At 55.4% G+C, this 16,280-nt stretch carries 16 protein-coding genes; 12 read left to right on the forward strand and 4 right to left on the reverse strand.

What is annotated here, in order from left to right; genetic code table 11:
• Window positions 1-65: 65 nt before the first annotated feature.
• From ABWV47_RS19175 to ABWV47_RS19210, 8 genes are all read left to right on the forward strand, one after another.
• The gene (locus ABWV47_RS19175) at window positions 66-1,295 is read left to right on the forward strand and encodes an ABC transporter substrate-binding protein (RefSeq protein ID WP_353314857.1); all 1,230 of its coding nucleotides are present in this window, start codon (window positions 66-68) and stop codon (window positions 1,293-1,295) included.
• Window positions 1,296-1,407: 112 nt separating this feature from the next.
• Window positions 1,408-2,340, forward strand: a complete 933-nt coding sequence (locus ABWV47_RS19180; RefSeq protein WP_502959724.1) for a carbohydrate ABC transporter permease — start codon at window positions 1,408-1,410, stop codon at window positions 2,338-2,340.
• Entirely contained in the window at window positions 2,333-3,274 is a 942-nt protein-coding gene (locus tag ABWV47_RS19185; RefSeq protein ID WP_353314859.1) for a carbohydrate ABC transporter permease, read from the forward strand. The genes ABWV47_RS19180 and ABWV47_RS19185 overlap by 8 nt, the downstream gene beginning before the upstream one ends.
• A gap of 4 nt (window positions 3,275-3,278) precedes the next feature.
• Window positions 3,279-4,445: an ABC transporter ATP-binding protein gene (locus ABWV47_RS19190; RefSeq protein WP_353314861.1), complete on the forward strand. Its 1,167-nt coding sequence runs from the start codon at window positions 3,279-3,281 to the stop codon at window positions 4,443-4,445.
• Window positions 4,446-4,468: 23 nt separating this feature from the next.
• Window positions 4,469-5,215: a sugar phosphate isomerase/epimerase family protein gene (locus ABWV47_RS19195; RefSeq protein WP_353314863.1), complete on the forward strand. Its 747-nt coding sequence runs from the start codon at window positions 4,469-4,471 to the stop codon at window positions 5,213-5,215.
• Window positions 5,216-5,217: 2 nt separating this feature from the next.
• Entirely contained in the window at window positions 5,218-6,348 is a 1,131-nt protein-coding gene (locus ABWV47_RS19200; RefSeq protein ID WP_353314865.1) for a Gfo/Idh/MocA family protein, read from the forward strand.
• On the forward strand, window positions 6,348-7,403 hold the full coding sequence (locus ABWV47_RS19205; RefSeq protein WP_353314867.1) for a sugar phosphate isomerase/epimerase family protein: 1,056 nt from the start codon (window positions 6,348-6,350) through the stop codon (window positions 7,401-7,403). Before ABWV47_RS19200 ends, ABWV47_RS19205 begins: the two co-directional genes overlap by 1 nt.
• A gap of 8 nt (window positions 7,404-7,411) precedes the next feature.
• Window positions 7,412-8,524 carry a Gfo/Idh/MocA family protein gene (locus tag ABWV47_RS19210; RefSeq protein WP_353314869.1) on the forward strand — a complete coding sequence of 371 codons (1,113 nt, stop codon included), beginning with the start codon at window positions 7,412-7,414 and terminating at the stop codon, window positions 8,522-8,524.
• Here the strand turns inward: ABWV47_RS19210 and ABWV47_RS19215 are convergent.
• From ABWV47_RS19215 to ABWV47_RS19225, 3 genes are read right to left on the reverse strand one after another with little or no spacing between them, the layout of a single operon-like run.
• Window positions 8,521-9,360 (reverse strand): helix-turn-helix transcriptional regulator, encoded by an 840-nt coding sequence (locus ABWV47_RS19215; protein WP_353314871.1) that lies wholly within the window; start codon window positions 9,358-9,360, stop codon window positions 8,521-8,523. The genes ABWV47_RS19210 and ABWV47_RS19215 overlap by 4 nt on opposite strands.
• 4 nt (window positions 9,361-9,364) lie before the next feature.
• A complete protein-coding gene (locus ABWV47_RS19220; protein WP_353314873.1) occupies window positions 9,365-9,685 on the reverse strand; it encodes a 2Fe-2S iron-sulfur cluster-binding protein in 321 nt (106 codons plus the stop codon).
• A 20-nt stretch (window positions 9,686-9,705) separates the two neighbouring features.
• The gene (locus ABWV47_RS19225) at window positions 9,706-10,947 is read right to left on the reverse strand and encodes a cytochrome P450 (protein ID WP_353314875.1); all 1,242 of its coding nucleotides are present in this window, start codon (window positions 10,945-10,947) and stop codon (window positions 9,706-9,708) included.
• Between the two features lie 275 nt (window positions 10,948-11,222).
• Between ABWV47_RS19225 and ABWV47_RS19230 the strand changes: the two genes are divergently transcribed.
• The 4 genes from ABWV47_RS19230 to ABWV47_RS19245 all read left to right on the forward strand — a co-directional run bounded on the left by ABWV47_RS19230 (window position 11,223) and on the right by ABWV47_RS19245 (window position 15,196).
• Complete coding sequence (locus ABWV47_RS19230) at window positions 11,223-12,293, forward strand: extracellular solute-binding protein (protein WP_353314877.1); 1,071 nt, start codon at window positions 11,223-11,225, stop codon at window positions 12,291-12,293.
• An 81-nt stretch (window positions 12,294-12,374) separates the two neighbouring features.
• Window positions 12,375-13,475, forward strand: a complete 1,101-nt coding sequence (locus ABWV47_RS19235; protein WP_353314879.1) for an ABC transporter ATP-binding protein — start codon at window positions 12,375-12,377, stop codon at window positions 13,473-13,475.
• Window positions 13,475-14,332 (forward strand): ABC transporter permease, encoded by an 858-nt coding sequence (locus tag ABWV47_RS19240; protein ID WP_353314881.1) that lies wholly within the window; start codon window positions 13,475-13,477, stop codon window positions 14,330-14,332. Before ABWV47_RS19235 ends, ABWV47_RS19240 begins: the two co-directional genes overlap by 1 nt.
• Window positions 14,333-14,344: 12 nt before the next feature.
• Window positions 14,345-15,196 carry an ABC transporter permease gene (locus ABWV47_RS19245; protein ID WP_353314883.1) on the forward strand — a complete coding sequence of 284 codons (852 nt, stop codon included), beginning with the start codon at window positions 14,345-14,347 and terminating at the stop codon, window positions 15,194-15,196.
• Here the strand turns inward: ABWV47_RS19245 and ABWV47_RS19250 are convergent.
• Window positions 15,193-16,230: an AbrB family transcriptional regulator gene (locus tag ABWV47_RS19250; protein ID WP_353314885.1), complete on the reverse strand. Its 1,038-nt coding sequence runs from the start codon at window positions 16,228-16,230 to the stop codon at window positions 15,193-15,195. The two genes, ABWV47_RS19245 and ABWV47_RS19250, sit on opposite strands and share 4 nt — an antisense overlap.
• Between the last annotated feature and the right edge of the window lie 50 nt (window positions 16,231-16,280).

The raw sequence follows: 16,280 nt of genomic DNA on the forward strand, positions 1-16,280 counted from the left end.
AGTTGTTTGGGAGGACATGTAATCGATTACAGAAGGGTCACAACGACCCGCTTAGGGAGGAAAAAATGAACTTTTACAAATCCACAACTGCGGCTGTCGCAGTCTGCGCAGCAGGTGCTGTCTCTGCCGCGGATCTCGAGGTTACACATTGGTGGACCTCAGGTGGCGAGGCCGCAGCTGTTTCTGAATTCGCCAAGGCGTTTAACGCCACAGGTAACAATTGGGTCGACGGCGCAATTGCCGGCTCAGGTGGGACCGCGCGACCAATTATTGTCAGCCGCATCATTGGCGGCGATCCGATGCACGCAACCCAGCTCAATCACGGTCGTCAGGCCGAAGAGCTGATCGAGGCAGGCCTCATGCTAGACCTGACCGATGTTGCGGAAGCCGAAGGCTGGAAAGACATTGTGAACCCAACGTCGCTTCTGGACAGCTGTACCGTTGACGGCAAAATCTACTGCGCCCCAGTCAATATCCATTCCTGGCAGTGGATCTGGCTCAGCCATCAGGCATTTGCTGATGCAGGCGCCGACGTGCCATCAAACTGGGACGAATTTGTCGCATCTGCCCCCGCTCTCGAAGCCGCAGGTAAAATTCCGCTCGCGATGGGTCAGCAGGCTTGGCAGTCCTCCGGAGCATTTGGTGTTATGACAGTGGCAATTGCTGGTCAGGACGCTTGGCTAGCCGTAAACGCAGACAAAAATGCCGAAGTCGCTGCTGGCGCTGAATATGCTAAGGTTTTCGAAGCTGCGGCAACCGCACGCGCCATGGCCGCGAACTCCAACGTCCAAGATTGGAACCAAGCCACAAATCTGGTGATCACTGGTAAAGCTGGCGCACAGATCATGGGTGACTGGGCGCAGGGCGAATTCCAGGTTGCTAATCAAGTCGCTGGCGAAGATTACACCTGCCTCCCTGGCTTGGGAGTAAATGAGGTGATTTCCACAGGCGGGGACGCGTTCTATTTCCCCAAACAGGATGACCCAGCAATAGAAGCTGCGCAAAAAGAACTTGCTTCACTGCTTTTGAGCCCAGAAGTTCAGGTTAACTTCAACCTGAAAAAAGGGTCCCTACCAGTGCGTGGCGATGTCGATCTTGCTACCGCAAACGACTGCATGAAGAAGGGTTTGGCAATTCTTGCCAGCGGAAATATCCTACCGGATGGCAACCAGACCTTGTCCCCGGACACTGCAGGTCAAATCGAAGACCTGATGGTCGAATTCTGGAACGATCCGTCTTACTCGGCTGCTGACGCGCAAGCGAAATACGCCGAAATCATCGCAGAAGCGGACTAATCCGCCGATTGCAGAGCCCGCAACACGCGGGCTCTGCCCTCCTCTGCCCCAATTTCCCCAATCGGACCTGATGTAAGTCGCACTCAGACGCATCAGGCTGGAGACCCAAGCCATGGCTGTGACTGACGGCGCACAGGCGGAGTCCCCCCGGACTACTGCCAAGCGGCCCAACCGCCTCTTCAAAAACATGACGGCGAAACTCGCCGCGATCCCGATGATATTCACCGCGCTGGTGGTGTTTATCGGTTGTACTCTTTGGACAATCTATCACTCGTTCACCAAATCCAAATTGCTGCCAGCGCCCGACAAATGGGTGGGACTGGATCAATATGAACGCCTCTGGAGCACGCGCCGTTGGCTTGTCTCCATCGAGAATCTCGCGATCTATGGTATCTGCTCGCTGGTTTTGAGCCTTGTGATCGGCTTTGTTTTGGCGGCCCTTTTGGATCGCAAAATTCGCGGCGAAGGCGTGTTCCGCACTATCTTCCTTTACCCGTTTGCTCTCAGTTTCATTGTGACTGGTCTTGTTTGGCAGTGGATCCTGAATCCGCAGTTTGGCATTCAGGGTGTGATTCAAAAATGGGGCTGGGAAAGCTTCGCCTTCGATCCGCTCAACAACGCTAACATCGTTATCTACGGCATCCTGATTGCAGGGATCTGGCAAGGCTCCGGCTTCATCATGGTGATCCTGCTCGCTGGCCTGCGTGGCATTGACGAAGACATCTGGAAAGCCTCGCGTGTTGAGGGTATTCCGGTCTGGAAAACCTACATTTTTATCGTCATCCCAATGTTGCGCCCGATTTTTGTGACCGCTCTGGTTCTGATCGCGGCGGGAATAATCAAGGTTTACGATCTCGTTGTGGCGCAAACCTCGGGCGGGCCGGGCATCGCATCCGAAGTCCCCGCAAAATACGTCATCGAAAAAATGTTCCAAGCTCAAAACCTTGGCCAAGGCTTCGCAGCCTCCACCATGATGCTGCTCTCGGTCCTCGTTGTTCTGATCCCATGGGCCTATCTCGAATTCGGAGGCAAACGCCGTGACTGATGCAACCACCAACGTCCGCGCCACACCGCGTGGCGCCAAGCCTCGAAAGCGCCTCACGCCGACCAACATTATGCTCTATGGCACACTCCTTGTTGCGGCATTCTACTATCTGCTGCCGCTCTATGTGATGATCGTAACCTCGCTGAAAGGCATGCCGGAGATCCGCTTGGGCAACGTGTTTGCCCCACCTGTGGAAATCACCTTCGAGCCGTGGGTCAAGGCCTGGGCCGAAGCATGCACCGGCATCAACTGCGAAGGCTTGTCTCGCGGTTTCTGGAACTCGGTGCAAATCCTTGTCCCATCCGTGATTGTCTCCATCGCCATTGCCTCGGTCAACGGTTATGCGCTGTCGCTGTGGAAGTTCAAGGGCTCGGAGGTGTTCTTTACCATCCTGATATTTGGCGCTTTTATCCCTTATCAGGTGATGATCTATCCCATGGTGATCCTGCTGCGCGAAGCCGGCGAAGGGCTATCCCTGATCACCGGCACAAAAATCCGCCTGATGGGCAGTATCTGGGGTCTTGTGATTGTACACACCGTCTTTGGTATGCCCATCCTCACCCTACTGTTCCGCAACTACTTTGCCTCCGTGCCCGAAGAACTTTTTAAAGCGGCTCGGGTTGATGGCGCAGGCTTCTGGCAGATCTACTTCCAGATCATGCTGCCGATGGCGCTGCCGATCTTTGTGGTGGCAATCATTCTGCAGGTCACCGGCATATGGAATGACTTTTTGTTTGGCGTAATCTTCACCAAACCCGACACCTATCCAATGACGGTCCAACTGAACAACATCGTCAACTCGGTGCAGGGCGTCAAAGAATACAACGTGAATATGGCCGCGACGATGCTGACCGGGCTTGTGCCCCTCGTCATCTATTTCGTCTCAGGCAAACTCTTCGTGCGCGGCATCGCCGCTGGCGCGGTGAAAGGATAATCCGATGGGAAAAACAACTCTCGCCAAAAACGACCTGGATGACCAACTGGTTACGGACGTCGTGAACAACGCTGTGCCCACTGTAGAAACCAGCATTGAAATCAAAGACTTGAAACTGAGCTTTGGCGCAGTCGAAGTTCTCAAAGATCTCAACCTAACGATCAGCCAAGGCGAATTCCTCGTGCTGCTGGGGTCATCGGGCTGCGGAAAATCAACTTTGCTGAACTGCATTGCAGGGCTTTTGGATGTTACCGACGGGGAAATCCACATCGGTGGGCGCAATGTCACGTGGGAAGAACCCTCAGAACGCGGCATCGGCATGGTGTTTCAATCGTATGCGCTCTATCCGCAAATGACCGTCGAGGGCAATCTCTCCTTTGGCCTGAAGAACGCTCGCGTGCCAAAGCCGGAGATTGCCGAACGTGTGGCCCGCGCCGCCGAAGTTTTGCAGATCGAACCGTTGTTAAAGCGCAAACCGGCCGCTTTGTCAGGCGGCCAACGTCAGCGTGTTGCCATAGGTCGCGCGCTAGTGCGCGACGTTGATGTCTTCTTGTTTGACGAGCCGCTTTCCAACCTCGACGCAAAACTAAGGGCTGATCTGCGTGTGGAATTGAAACTTCTGCACCAAAAACTGGACAACACCATGATCTATGTAACGCATGATCAGGTCGAAGCCATGACACTGGCGGATCGCATCGCCATCATGCGCGGCGGTGTGGTGCAACAGATCGCCTCACCTGCAGAAGTCTACAATCGCCCGTCCAACAAATATGTGGCAGGATTCATCGGCTCGCCTTCGATCAACTTCTTTGAAGGCCAGTTGTCTGGCGGTGAGTCTCCGTCGTTCAGCAGCGGAGGTAACACATTCCCCCTCTCTGACTATCACACCTCGCGTGGCCAATTGACTGACCGTCCGGCGTGGCTGGGCATTCGGCCAGAATCTGTTGTGACCGGCACCGATGTTGATGCTCAACCTTTCACGGCAGAGATTGTCGTCGAATTGGTCGAGCCCATGGGGTCTGACACACTTGTCTACACCACCCTTGCCAACAGCCCTTTCCGGTTCCGCATCAATGGTCAGGCCAAAGTCACATCTGGCGATACGATGCGCATCGGCTTCGATCCTGCTCAGGGATCTCTTTTTGACAAAACCACCGAAGACCGTCTCTGACGGCCATTTCTTGGAGCCTCTTTATGAGCTTTTCTTTCCAATTGTACTCCTCGCGCGAAGTCGCGAACCAAGAAACCTTTCTCGCACGGCTTGCAGACCTGGGATATACCAGCGTCGAAGGATACGGCGGCGTTTATGGCGATCCGGACAGCTTCGCAGAGGCGCTGTCCGCAAATGGCCTCACAATGCCAAGCGGTCACTTTGGAATGGACGATCTGCGCGACAATTTTGACAACGTTGTGATGCTGGCCGACACCTTCGGCATCAAACACATCGTGTGCCCATTCCTTGCGCCTGATGCGCGCCCCAAAGACAAAGACGGGTGGATCGCATTTGCCAATGAGCTGACAGTGATCGGCACAAAGGTACGCTCGACTGGCAAAACATTCTCTTGGCACAACCACGATTTTGAATTTGAAGAGCTGCCAGATGGCAGTTACCCCATGGAGGTCATCCTGGAAACCGCGCCCGACATTGGTTGGGAGGCCGATCTTGGTTGGGTTGCCCGTGCTGGGCTGGATCCTGCTCCCCTCGTCACGAAATGGGCAGACCGACTGATTGCGGTACACGTCAAAGACATCGCCAAAGAGGGCCTTGGTCTGGACGAAGACGGCTGGTCTGACATTGGCGAAGGCATCATGGACTGGACAGGACTGATCCTTCAAATCCGCGACCAAGCTCCCAACGCCATTTTGGTCGCAGAACAGGACAAGCCAAATGATGCGGATCGGTTTGCCGCTGTTTCGATCGCCAACATGAAGGACATCTGATCATGAGCTCTGCAGTGAACGTTGGCATCATTGGATGCGGCAATATTTCAGCCACCTACATGCGCATGGGCAGGTTTTTCCGCGACTATAAGGTTGTCGCCTGCGCCGACATAAACCCCGAGGTTGCGAAATCCCGGGCAGAGGAATTTGGCTTGCGCGCCTTAACGATTGACGCCCTCTTGGCTGATCCCAGTATCGAGATCGTTGTAAACCTGACGATACCCGCCGCGCACTTTGAAGTCTCAAGCGACATTCTGCGTTCGGGAAAACATGTCTATTCGGAAAAACCCTTTGTTCTGACCGCAGATGAAGGCGCGCAGCTGGCAACGCTTGCAGCTGACAAAAACCTGCGCATTGGCTCCGCTCCGGACACTTTCATGGGAGGTAGTCACCAAAAGGCGCGTGAGATGATCGACAATGGCGACATTGGCCAGATCACCTCCGGCACAATTCACGTGATGAGCAGTGGGATGGAACACTGGCATCCAAACCCCGACTTCTTCTTTTTGCCGGGTGCCGGCCCAATCTTTGATCTTGCGCCCTACTACGTGACCAACCTTGTACAGCTGCTTGGACCGGTCGCCAGTGTTGTGGCAATGTCGAGCACGCCTCGCAAACAGCGCACCATCGCCTGCGGTCCACGTGACGGCGAACAGGTTCCCGTGGAAACCCCGACAACAGTGCACTCCATCCTGAAATTCGCCAATGGTGCCATCATCAGTTACGGCACCAGCTGGGACGTGCAATCTCATGAGCACAACAACATGGAACTCTATGGGCTTGACGGCACCCTCTACGTGCCTGATCCGAATTTCTTCGGCGGCCAGCTTCGCCTTGTGAAGGGAGATGGCTCTGAGGTGTTGATTTCCTCTGGCCACCCCTTCTCCAAACCAAACGACGGTGAGAACGCGAACTATCGCGGTGCAGGCTTGGCCGATATGGCAGCGGCAATTCGCGATGGACACCAACACCGCTGCAACAACGACTTAGCCTTGCATGTGGTTGAGGTGATGGGCGCCATTTTACAATCCGGTGATACCGGCAACGCAGTGACAATCCAATCCACCTGCGACCGACCTGCGCCCTTTGAGGCGGATCACGCCTTTGCCATCATGGAACTGGAGGAGAACTGATGCCCACCAACATCAAGGGCCCCGCATTATTTCTAGCGCAGTTTGCTTCAGACGACGCGCCCTACAACTCATTGGAATCCATTGCCGATTGGGCCGCTGGGCTTGGGTACAAAGGTTTGCAAATTCCGTCAGGTGATCCGCGGCTCTTTGATCTTGAAAAGGCAGCCTCATCGCAAACGTATTGCGATGAGGTGACAGGAATGTTGGCCGATCGCGGCCTACAAGTCACCGAACTGTCGAGCCATATTCAGGGACAACTGCTTGCGGTACACCCCGCGTATGACAAACAATTTGATGGATTCGCTCCGGCCTCCGTGCATGGCAACGGCAAAGCCCGACAAGACTGGGCGCAGGACCAGCTGCTTAAGGTCGCCAAAGCCTCGCAAAACCTTGGCCTCACCGCCTCGGTCAGCTTCTCGGGCTCCTTGGCATTCCCTTACCTCTACCCTTGGCCACAACGTCCCGCTGGCTTGATCGAAGAGGCCTTTGATGAACTTGCAAAGCGCTGGCTGCCGGTGATGAACGCCTATGACGAGGCCGGTGTGGACATCGCCTTTGAACTGCACCCCGGCGAAGACCTTTTTGACGGGGCCACATTTGAAATGCTGCTGGACCGCCTGAATGGCCATGCCCGCTGCACGATCAACTACGACCCAAGCCACTTCCTGCTGCAGCAGCTCGACTATCTGGCCTTCATCGACATCTACCACGAACGCATTTCCGCTTATCATGTGAAAGACGCTGAATTCCGCCCCGATGGCCGCCAGGGAGTTTACTCCGGGTATCAGCCATGGTTGCAACGCGCCGGCCGCTTCCGCTCGCTTGGCGACGGTCAGGTTGACTTCAAAGGGATTTTCTCCAAGTTGGCGCAATATGGCTATGACAGTTGGGCGGTTCTGGAATGGGAATGCTGCCTGAAAGACGCAGCCACCGGCGCCGCCGAAGGCGCGCCCTTCATCACCAATCACATCATCAACGTTACCGAGAAGGCGTTCGACGATTTCGCAGACAGCGGCCTGAACAAAGACGAAACGCGAGCCCTGCTCGGACTGTAGGAGACCACATGCGCACCTTAAAACTTGGAATGGTTGGCGGCGGTGAAGGCGCTTTCATTGGCGCTGTCCACCGCATCGCCGCACGCCTTGATGGTTGCTGGCAACTCGATGCAGGCTGTCTGTCATCTACACCCGACAAGGCAAAACGCAGCGCCGATGCGCTTGGACTTGCGCGGAGCTACAAATCCTATGAGGACATGGCGGCACAAGAGAGTGTGCTTGAAGGTGGCATCGACGCAGTCTCGATCGTCACCCCCAATCACATGCATCTGCCCGTCGCGCGCGCCTTTTTGAAAGCGGGCATTCATGTGATCTGCGACAAGCCTCTCACAACCGACCTTGCTCAAGCAGAGGATTTTGCCAACGAATGCGCCGATTACGATGCACAGTTCTTTCTGACTCATAATTACAGCGCTTCCCCCTTGATCCGTCAGGCCAAGTCAATGGTCGCAGATGGCACATTGGGTGACCTCCGCTTGGTACATGCTGAATATCTACAAGACTGGCTGTCACGCGCGCCTGATGCAGACAATGTACAGGCCGCATGGCGCACGGATCCCGCCCGCACAGGGGGCGCGGGGGCCATTGGCGACATCGGCACACATGCTTACCACCTCGCAACGTTTGTGGCAGGCCAAAACGCTTCTCATTTGGCAGCCGATCTCTCAAGCTTTGTCGACGGACGACAGGTGGATGACAATGCCAATATCTTACTGCGGTTTGCCTCTGGCGCACGCGGATCGATTTTTGCCAGCCAAGTCGCCACCGGGTGCGAAAATGGCCTTAAATTGCGCATTCACGGCACCAAAGGTGGTCTGTCTTGGGCACAAGAACGACCCAATGAGATGATCTTTACGCCCATTGGCGGTGTGGAACAGCGCCTCACCCGTGCAGGCGCAGGTGCTACGGACGCTGCCAACGGCGTCTCACGCATTCCCGCGGGCCATCCTGAGGGTTACCTTGAGGCTTTTGGCACGCTCTATCGGGAAATTGCATTACATCTCTTGGGCGTTGAGGTGGCGCATGATGTTCCCACGCTTAAGGATGGGGTTGCGGGTATGCGCTTCATTGACGCTTGCCAGCGTTCCTCACGCGACAACGCTGAGTGGTGTGCGCTCTAAGAACCGTTGCGAAACTGTGCGCGGTACACACGCGGCGCACAGCCGTTCTCCAGTTTGAAATCCCGGCTAAAATGAAAGGGATCAGCATAGCCGCTACGCGCCGCAATTTGTCCAATCCGCTCATTGGTGCTGCGCAGCAGAAAGGCCCCTAGTGTTATCCGCTCGCGGCGTAGCCAAACAATTGGGCTGACTCCGGTATGCGCTTTGAAACGGCGGAACATGTGCGACTGACAAACGCCCGTCAAATCAACCATATCTGCAATGGTCCAAGTGCGCGTGATGTCTTTTCGCAAGGCGCTCACCAGCCCTGAGATATGCGCATCCTGCGCCAGCGGCACGGCATGTCCGCGCACGGCTGCAAAAGCGGCCAAAACCTGCGACACTGCTGCATTGATCTGCGCAACAGAGTTTCCACCGTCGGCAAGCAACGCCTCCACGACGGTCTCAAAACAAGCACCAACCTGTTCAGGCACCAAGGCACTTGGATCACCAGAAAGCCCGAACTGCGCATAATGCGCATCCAACTCAAATCCAGAGACCGACATCCAAAGATACCGCCAAGGCGTGCCAACACCGGCCCCATGCGCATAGACCTGCGCCGTATCAATCCAAGTCACAGCGCCTGGATGCACCAAATGACGCGTTCCGGCCACATCCACAGCCCCCTCGCCCTCCAACGTGTAAATCCAAACATGTTGATGGTAGTTGCGTCGCACCACGCCTTCCTCAGCATGCGCGATTGTGCGCCCTGCCACTGACACTCGGTAGGGCCAAAGCGTCACACCCTCAGGCTCCGACGCAAAAACAATCTCGGAACTGGTGAAAGGCGCGTGCACGGTCTTAAATTTGACTTTCAGGGACGTGAATTTCGATCCCGTCCATCAGCTCATCCACTGTGACCTGACAGCTCAACCGGCTGTTTGGCTGCGGATCGATCACAAATTCCAACATGTCGACCTCATCCGCCGCCGCCGCAGGCAACCGTTTGGCCCACTCGGGCGTCATCACACAGTGACATGTGCCACAGGCGCAGGCTCCCCCACATTCAGCAGCAATGGCGGAAACGCCTGCGGCCACCGCAGCCTGCATGACGGTGTCACCCGCTTCAGCGAGCGCCGCAATGCGGCTTCCGTCAGCCTGTACAAAAGTCAGTTTGATCATGAGGGTCCTCTTGGTATTGGCTACGCACGTGTCCAAGCCACGCGCAGGGCTTTGGGGCCACGCACCGACAACCCCGGTTTGTAAACGACGGGCTCATCGGCAAGCGCAATGGTTCTAAATCGTCGATTGAGCGAGCTGAAAATCACATCCATGTCCAGTCTGGCGAGATGATTTCCTAAGCAAAAATGAGCACCCCCCCCAAAGGCCATATGCCTGTTTGGCATCCGCCCAACATCAAACAGATTTGGATTCTCAAACCGGGCAGGATCCCGGTTTGCGGCGCCATACAATAAGCCAAACCGCGTCCCCGCCGGAAAAGACTGCCCAGCCACTTCAGTTTCCTCGGTCGCAAAACGATGGAAAAACGGTAAGGGCGAGTCAAAACGGAACATCTCTTGCACCGCGGTTTTCATCAAGCCAGGATCTGCCCGCAATCGGGCGTGTTGATCCGGGAATGTCAGAAGCGCATGCATGCCGCTGCCCAACACATCAATCGTAGAACCATGCCCAGCCATCAGGATCAGCATGGCGGTCGACACCAACTCGTCTTGGCTCAAACGACCTTCGTTGCGATGGGCAATCAGACGGGATAGCAGGTCCTCTCGGGGCGCTTTTTCACGCACAGCCAACAGGGTCAGTAGATACTCATAAAACGCTTTGGTCGCCTGCTCTGCCCGCGCCTTATCCGCATCCCCGCGTCCCGGATCAAAGAACCGGACCACCTCTTCAGACCAGTGGCGCAGCTGCGGGCAGTCTTCATCAGGAACTCCCAGAACACGACCAATGATATGGCCCGGAACATGCGCGGCAAAGTCATCCACAAAATCGATCTCGTCGCGCTCACACAGGTGATCAAGCAAGCCATCGACAAAATTCTGAATGGCCTCGCGTTGCCGTGAAATCATCGCCGGTGTGAACTCACGAAACACCACTTTACGCAACCGATCATGGGTTGCGCCTTCGCTTTCCAGCAAATTCACCTGCACAAACCGCTCATGGTGCGGCATGTCGTGAAAATTGAGCGCCTTTTGCTGCGCCCTCTGGGCCTCTTCCGAGACAAACGCTTCGTTGTTGCGCAGCATCGTTTTGTTCAGGGCAACGGCTTCCACATCCGCCATACGGGTCAACATCCAAGTGTCGATCTCTTCGTAGTAATACGCCCCCGGCAGAGCCCGCATCAGCGCATATGTGGCATAAGGATCAGCGGCAAATGCTGCACTGTGCGGCGCCAAATCAATTTTTGCTGTGGCAACAGATGTCATCGGCACCTCACTTGTTCAGTTGATGGACAATACTCCATAAAATTCGCGCTATAAATGCCAAATAGTCGCATTTACCTATCCAATACTACTCTTCTTAGCATCTTCGCTTGCGGTGCGTGCTCAATCTCTCATCCTCAAAAGCTTACAAAATGCAACCTCAGGGGGATAATTGCGAAAATTAGGTAACAACATGCAATTAAATTTGACCGAATGAACAAAACATTCCATTCTGCCGACAGTTAACAACTCAACTGAAATTTCAAAGGACTCTTTCAATGACGTCTCAATCGTTCAAGCTGTCTACAGCGATTGCTGTTGTTGCCACATTGGGCTCTGGGGCCGCTTCTGCGGACACTCTGCGCTTGCTGACTTGGGGCGGCTATGCCCCCGAAGAAGTTGTGGCCAAATTCGAAGCAGAAACCGGTCACACCGTTGAGGTGACCAAATCGAACAACGAAGAAATGATCGCCAAACTGCGCGCCACTGGCGGCGGTGGATTTGATCTGGCCCAACCAAGCCAAGACCGTATTGCAGGCCCTCAGGAAGAATTCGGTATCTACAAACCGATGGACATCTCCAAGATCGACGCTGCGCTCTTTATCCCGTCGATGATGGACGCGACCCAAAGCAACACCACCGTTGCTGGTGATGTATACGGCGTACCGCATGTTTGGGGCACCTCCGGTTTGGTCATCGACACAGCCAAAGCCACCATGGTGCAAGACTACACTGATCTTTGTGCTCCAGAAGTCGCGGGCAAAGTCTCCTACCGCTTGAAGCGCCCCACTCTGATTGGCTTTGCTTATGCGATGGGCTTGGACCCGTTTGCCGCTTATGGCGACGCAGCGGCCTATGAAGACATCATGTCTCAGGTCGAGGCAAAACTCATCGAATGTAAAGCGGGCGTAAAAACCTACTGGGGCGGCGGCGACGAGCTGATGGGCCTACTGCGCTCAGGAGAGGTTGTTGCCTCCATGGCATGGGACACCGGTGGATGGAAGCTGAACGCTGACAACGCAGACATCACCTTTGTCGCACCCGCCTCCGGTGCCCTGGGCTGGGTAGATACCTTTGTTCTGCCGGCCAAAGGCAAAGCAGATGATGCAGCCTATGCATGGATCAACTTCGTGATGCAGCCAGAAGTCGCGGCAATGATCACCGCAGCGGCTGGTAACTTCACCGCCTCAAAAGGTGCGGACGAATTTGCCTCTGCAGAGCTGAAAGCCCGCTACCAAGCGTCTTTCCCATCTGAAGCCATCGACAACATCAAGTGGTACCCACCCGTTCCTGCTGGCCTCGAAGCCATCGAAGGTGGCGTTCTAGATCGCGTTAAAGCGGCCAAGTAACCCGACATAAATCACACTTGTGCGCGCGCCTGCTCTTGGGCGCGCGCTTTCATTCTTGACGATACGTCCCAAAGGCGCCCCATGACCCCTGACTTGCAGTGCACTGACCTTACAAAGAATTTTGGTGACACCACCGCCGTAGACAATGTGTCTTTCTCCGTGCCTGCCGGGTCTTTCTTTTCCATCCTTGGCCCCTCTGGATGTGGCAAGACCACCATCATGCGCATGATCGCCGGGTTTCTAGAGCCCACCTCAGGTGACATTCAAATCAAGGGCAAATCTGTCCTGAATGTGCCGCCAAACAAGCGACAAGTTAACATGGTGTTCCAACACCTCGCGCTATTCCCGATGATGAACATCGCCGACAACATCGGCTATGGGTTGCGGCGCAACGGGACATCCAAAAAGGATATCTCGCGCAAGGTTGATGAGGCGTTAGAGCGCATTGGCCTGCCGGGTATTGGGCATCGCCGTGTTGATGAACTCTCAGGCGGCCAGAAACAGCGTGTGGCCATTGCCCGCTGTATGGTGCTGGAGCCGGACGTCCTTTTGCTCGATGAGCCACTCGGTGCGCTGGACTTGAAGCTGCGCGAACACATGAAAGTCGAACTGAAAGCGCTGCAAGCGGCGTTTGATACCACCTTTGTCTATATCACACACGACCAATCAGAAGCTTTGGTGATGTCAGACAGCATTGCTGTCATGAACGCTGGGCGTTTTGAACAGGTCGGCACCGCACAGGAACTCTACTACCGCCCAGACAGCGCGTTCGTGGCTGGATTTGTGGGTGACAGCAACCGCTGGCGCGGCACCATCCTCAAAACCGATGGCGATAAGACGCTGGTTCAAACGTCCAACGGCCTGACGCTGCGCGGTCACGCTCATGGGCGTGACTTTCGCGAAGGGCAACGCATCGACGCTTTTGTCCGTCCAGAAGCCATCCGCATTGCCCATACCCAAGACGCACTTGCCAACTCCGAAAATCACATGTCAGGCAAAGTCTCCTCAGTGCTATTCAACGGTGCTGCCAGTCGCGTCCTTGTGCGCGACGCCAAGGGCCTTCAAGAAGTCTCGGTCAACCTACCGCAATCGGGCGAATTTGCGCGGCTGAGCAAAGGAGACGACATCCATATCGGCTGGGACGCGGGGCAAGCCAACTGTTTTGCCGCTGAGGACCAGTGATGCAGCAAGAAGCCAAACTCGGATTGATCCTTCTGCTAACGCCCCTGCTTTTGTGGCTGAGCCTACTGATCGTGATCCCCCATATTGACCTGTTGCTGGTGTCACTGCGCGAACGCATCGGAGTTGGGCAATATCAGATCAGCTTTGCCAACTACCTCACGTTCTTTACAGAACCTCTTTACGTGGTGACTTTCGTGCGTACAGCGGTGATGTCGATTGTCGCCACGGTTCTCACCCTTCTGATCGGTTTTCCGGTGGCCTACTACATTGCCAAAATGGCCAAAGGGCGCACCCAATCCGCCTTGTTTTTGCTCTGTTTGGTACCCTTTTGGGTGTCAGAGCTTGTGCGCACCTTTGGCTGGATGATCTTGCTGCGCGAAACCGGCATTATCTCCAATCTGTTGCAACACGTCGGCCTCGCGCAAGGCCCAGTCGAGATGCTCTACAACGACGCCGCCATCATGGTGGGGCTCGTCTATACCTCGATGCTGTTTATGGTTGTGCCTCTTGTCACCACGCTGGAAAGCCTGCCTGATGAGGTCGTTGAGGCTGGCTATGATCTTGGTGGCAACGGTCTGAGCGTGCTGCGCGAGATCATCGTGCCCCACGCAATGCCGGGAATTGTGTCCGGCTCCATCGTTGTTTTCATGCTGTGCCTTGGCAATTACCTCACCCCCACCATGCTGGGCGGCAAGGAAAGCCTCTGGTTCACGGAATTGATCTATTCGCAGTTCATTGTTCGGTTTAACTGGGAACTCGGCGCAGCCTTTGGCTTCCTGTTGCTGATCCTCTCTTCTGTGATTGTCTGGGCGATGCTGCGCCTCACAGGGCAATCCCTCGAAAAGACTATGGGATAAGGACCAACACATATGATCCCATCCATCCCTCAATCCCGCCTGCTCACCACCGCCTACAAGGCGTATGTGACGTTGTTCTTTCTGTTTCTTGCGCTGCCCCTAATCGTGGTTGCCGCTTTTGCCTTCAACGACAGCCAGTTTCCGTCCCTGCCATGGGAAGGCTTTACCTGGAGTTGGTTTTTCGGCTCTGAGCGCCCGATGATCGGCGTCTTTCACGAACGCTCGATCTTGCGCGCGGTTGGCACTTCTGTGTTTGTCGCCTTCTGTGTCTCGGCCTTGTCGATGGTGGTAGGGCTCACAAATGCCTTCCTCTTTAACCGGTACAAGTTTCGCGGCCAAAGCCTGCTCTATGTCTTTATGCTGCTGCCTTTGGTGATCCCTGGCATCGTTCTGGGCATCTCAATTCTGGTGGCGACAAGCCGTGTGGCCAATGGCCTCTGGGATGGGTTTCAGTGGGATGTGGAGGCCCTGCGACCCGGTCTGTGGCTGGTTATCCTTGGTCAGTTTTCCTTCATCACCACGATTGCCACACTGGTGATTGGCGCACGCCTGCAAAAATTTGACCGCACCCTCGAAGAAGCCGCGCTCAATCTGGGCGCAGGACATTTGACCGCAATCCGCACGGTCACCCTGCCCTATCTTGCACCAGCCATGATTGGCGCCTTTGTGGTGGCCTTCTTGATGAGTTTTGAAAATTTCAACACCACGCTGATGTTGGTCGGTTCAGATGCGCCGTTGACGATTGCGATGTTTGACCGCCTCAAAGAGGGCTCAACCCCACTGCTCAATGCCGTGAGTCTGCTGTTAATGCTGGGCTCGTCTCTTCTGGCACTTCTGATGATTGCCTTTCAACGCAAAGGCTAATCAGGGGTTTTGGCCTTTAGAAGGTGCGCCGCGATCGGCGCGCCCAAAATCACCAGCACAATCCGGGTCAAATGATGAGCAATCACAAACCCAAGATCGGCCCCGACGACAATGGCCAAAATGGTCATCTCGGCCTGCCCACCCGGTGCAAAAGCCAAAAACGCTTCCATTGCCGGTGCAAATCCCAAATACGTTACGATCTGCGCAAAAACTGCAGCCAAAGCCGCTAGAACAACCATAAAACCAAGCCCGGCGACAACCACGCTACGCAGCTCGCGCAGGGTCACGCCGACATAATGCACGCCAATCACAACACCAATGAAAAATTGGGCGACCCAAATCGCCTCTTGGGGCGGGCGGGCGTGTAAGACCCCCCCCAGCGTCAGCGCCGCAGTGACAATCATGGGACCCAATATGGACGCGCCAAACAGACCAATCTTCTCCCCGCCCTTCCAGCCAACGATGGCCGCCACCGCCATGATCACCATCTCCTGAAGCGGCATGGCGCGGGCGGGATCTCCCATCGAACCCGATAGGCTCACATCGTAAACCGTGACCAACAACACCGGTGCCACCATCACAATAACCAAAACCCGCGTGGCATGGATCAGCGACAGCACCCGCACATCTGCTCCGGACTCTTGTCCAAACAAGATCATGTCCTGCAGCCCACCTGGCATCGCCGCATAATAGGATGTCACAGGATCAAATTTGCAAAGCTTGTGAAAAAACGGCACGCCAATCATCGCAATGATGCAGATATAGAGCGGCATCAACGCCAAGGACCCCGCCATGCTCGGCAGCTGTGCCGCAACTTCGGGAGTGATCGACGTGCCGACAGCCACTCCCAAAATCGTGCGGGCCCCAGCTGAAACCTCCCCAAACCCAACGAGCCTCATCCCACCAAATGCCGCCAACAAGCAGGCCATCATCGGCCCGAACAGAAACGGCAACGGCAACCCAAGCGCCCAAAACACAAAGGCTCCAATGGCGGCCACAACTAAGGTGAGGGACCGGTGTCGCATGGTGCTCATGGGTGATTCCAATCTGATTTGACGGATTGCATCCTTTTGTATACATCTGG

Source organism: Shimia sp. NS0008-38b, assembly GCF_040370365.1.
Lineage (GTDB): Bacteria > Pseudomonadota > Alphaproteobacteria > Rhodobacterales > Rhodobacteraceae > Shimia.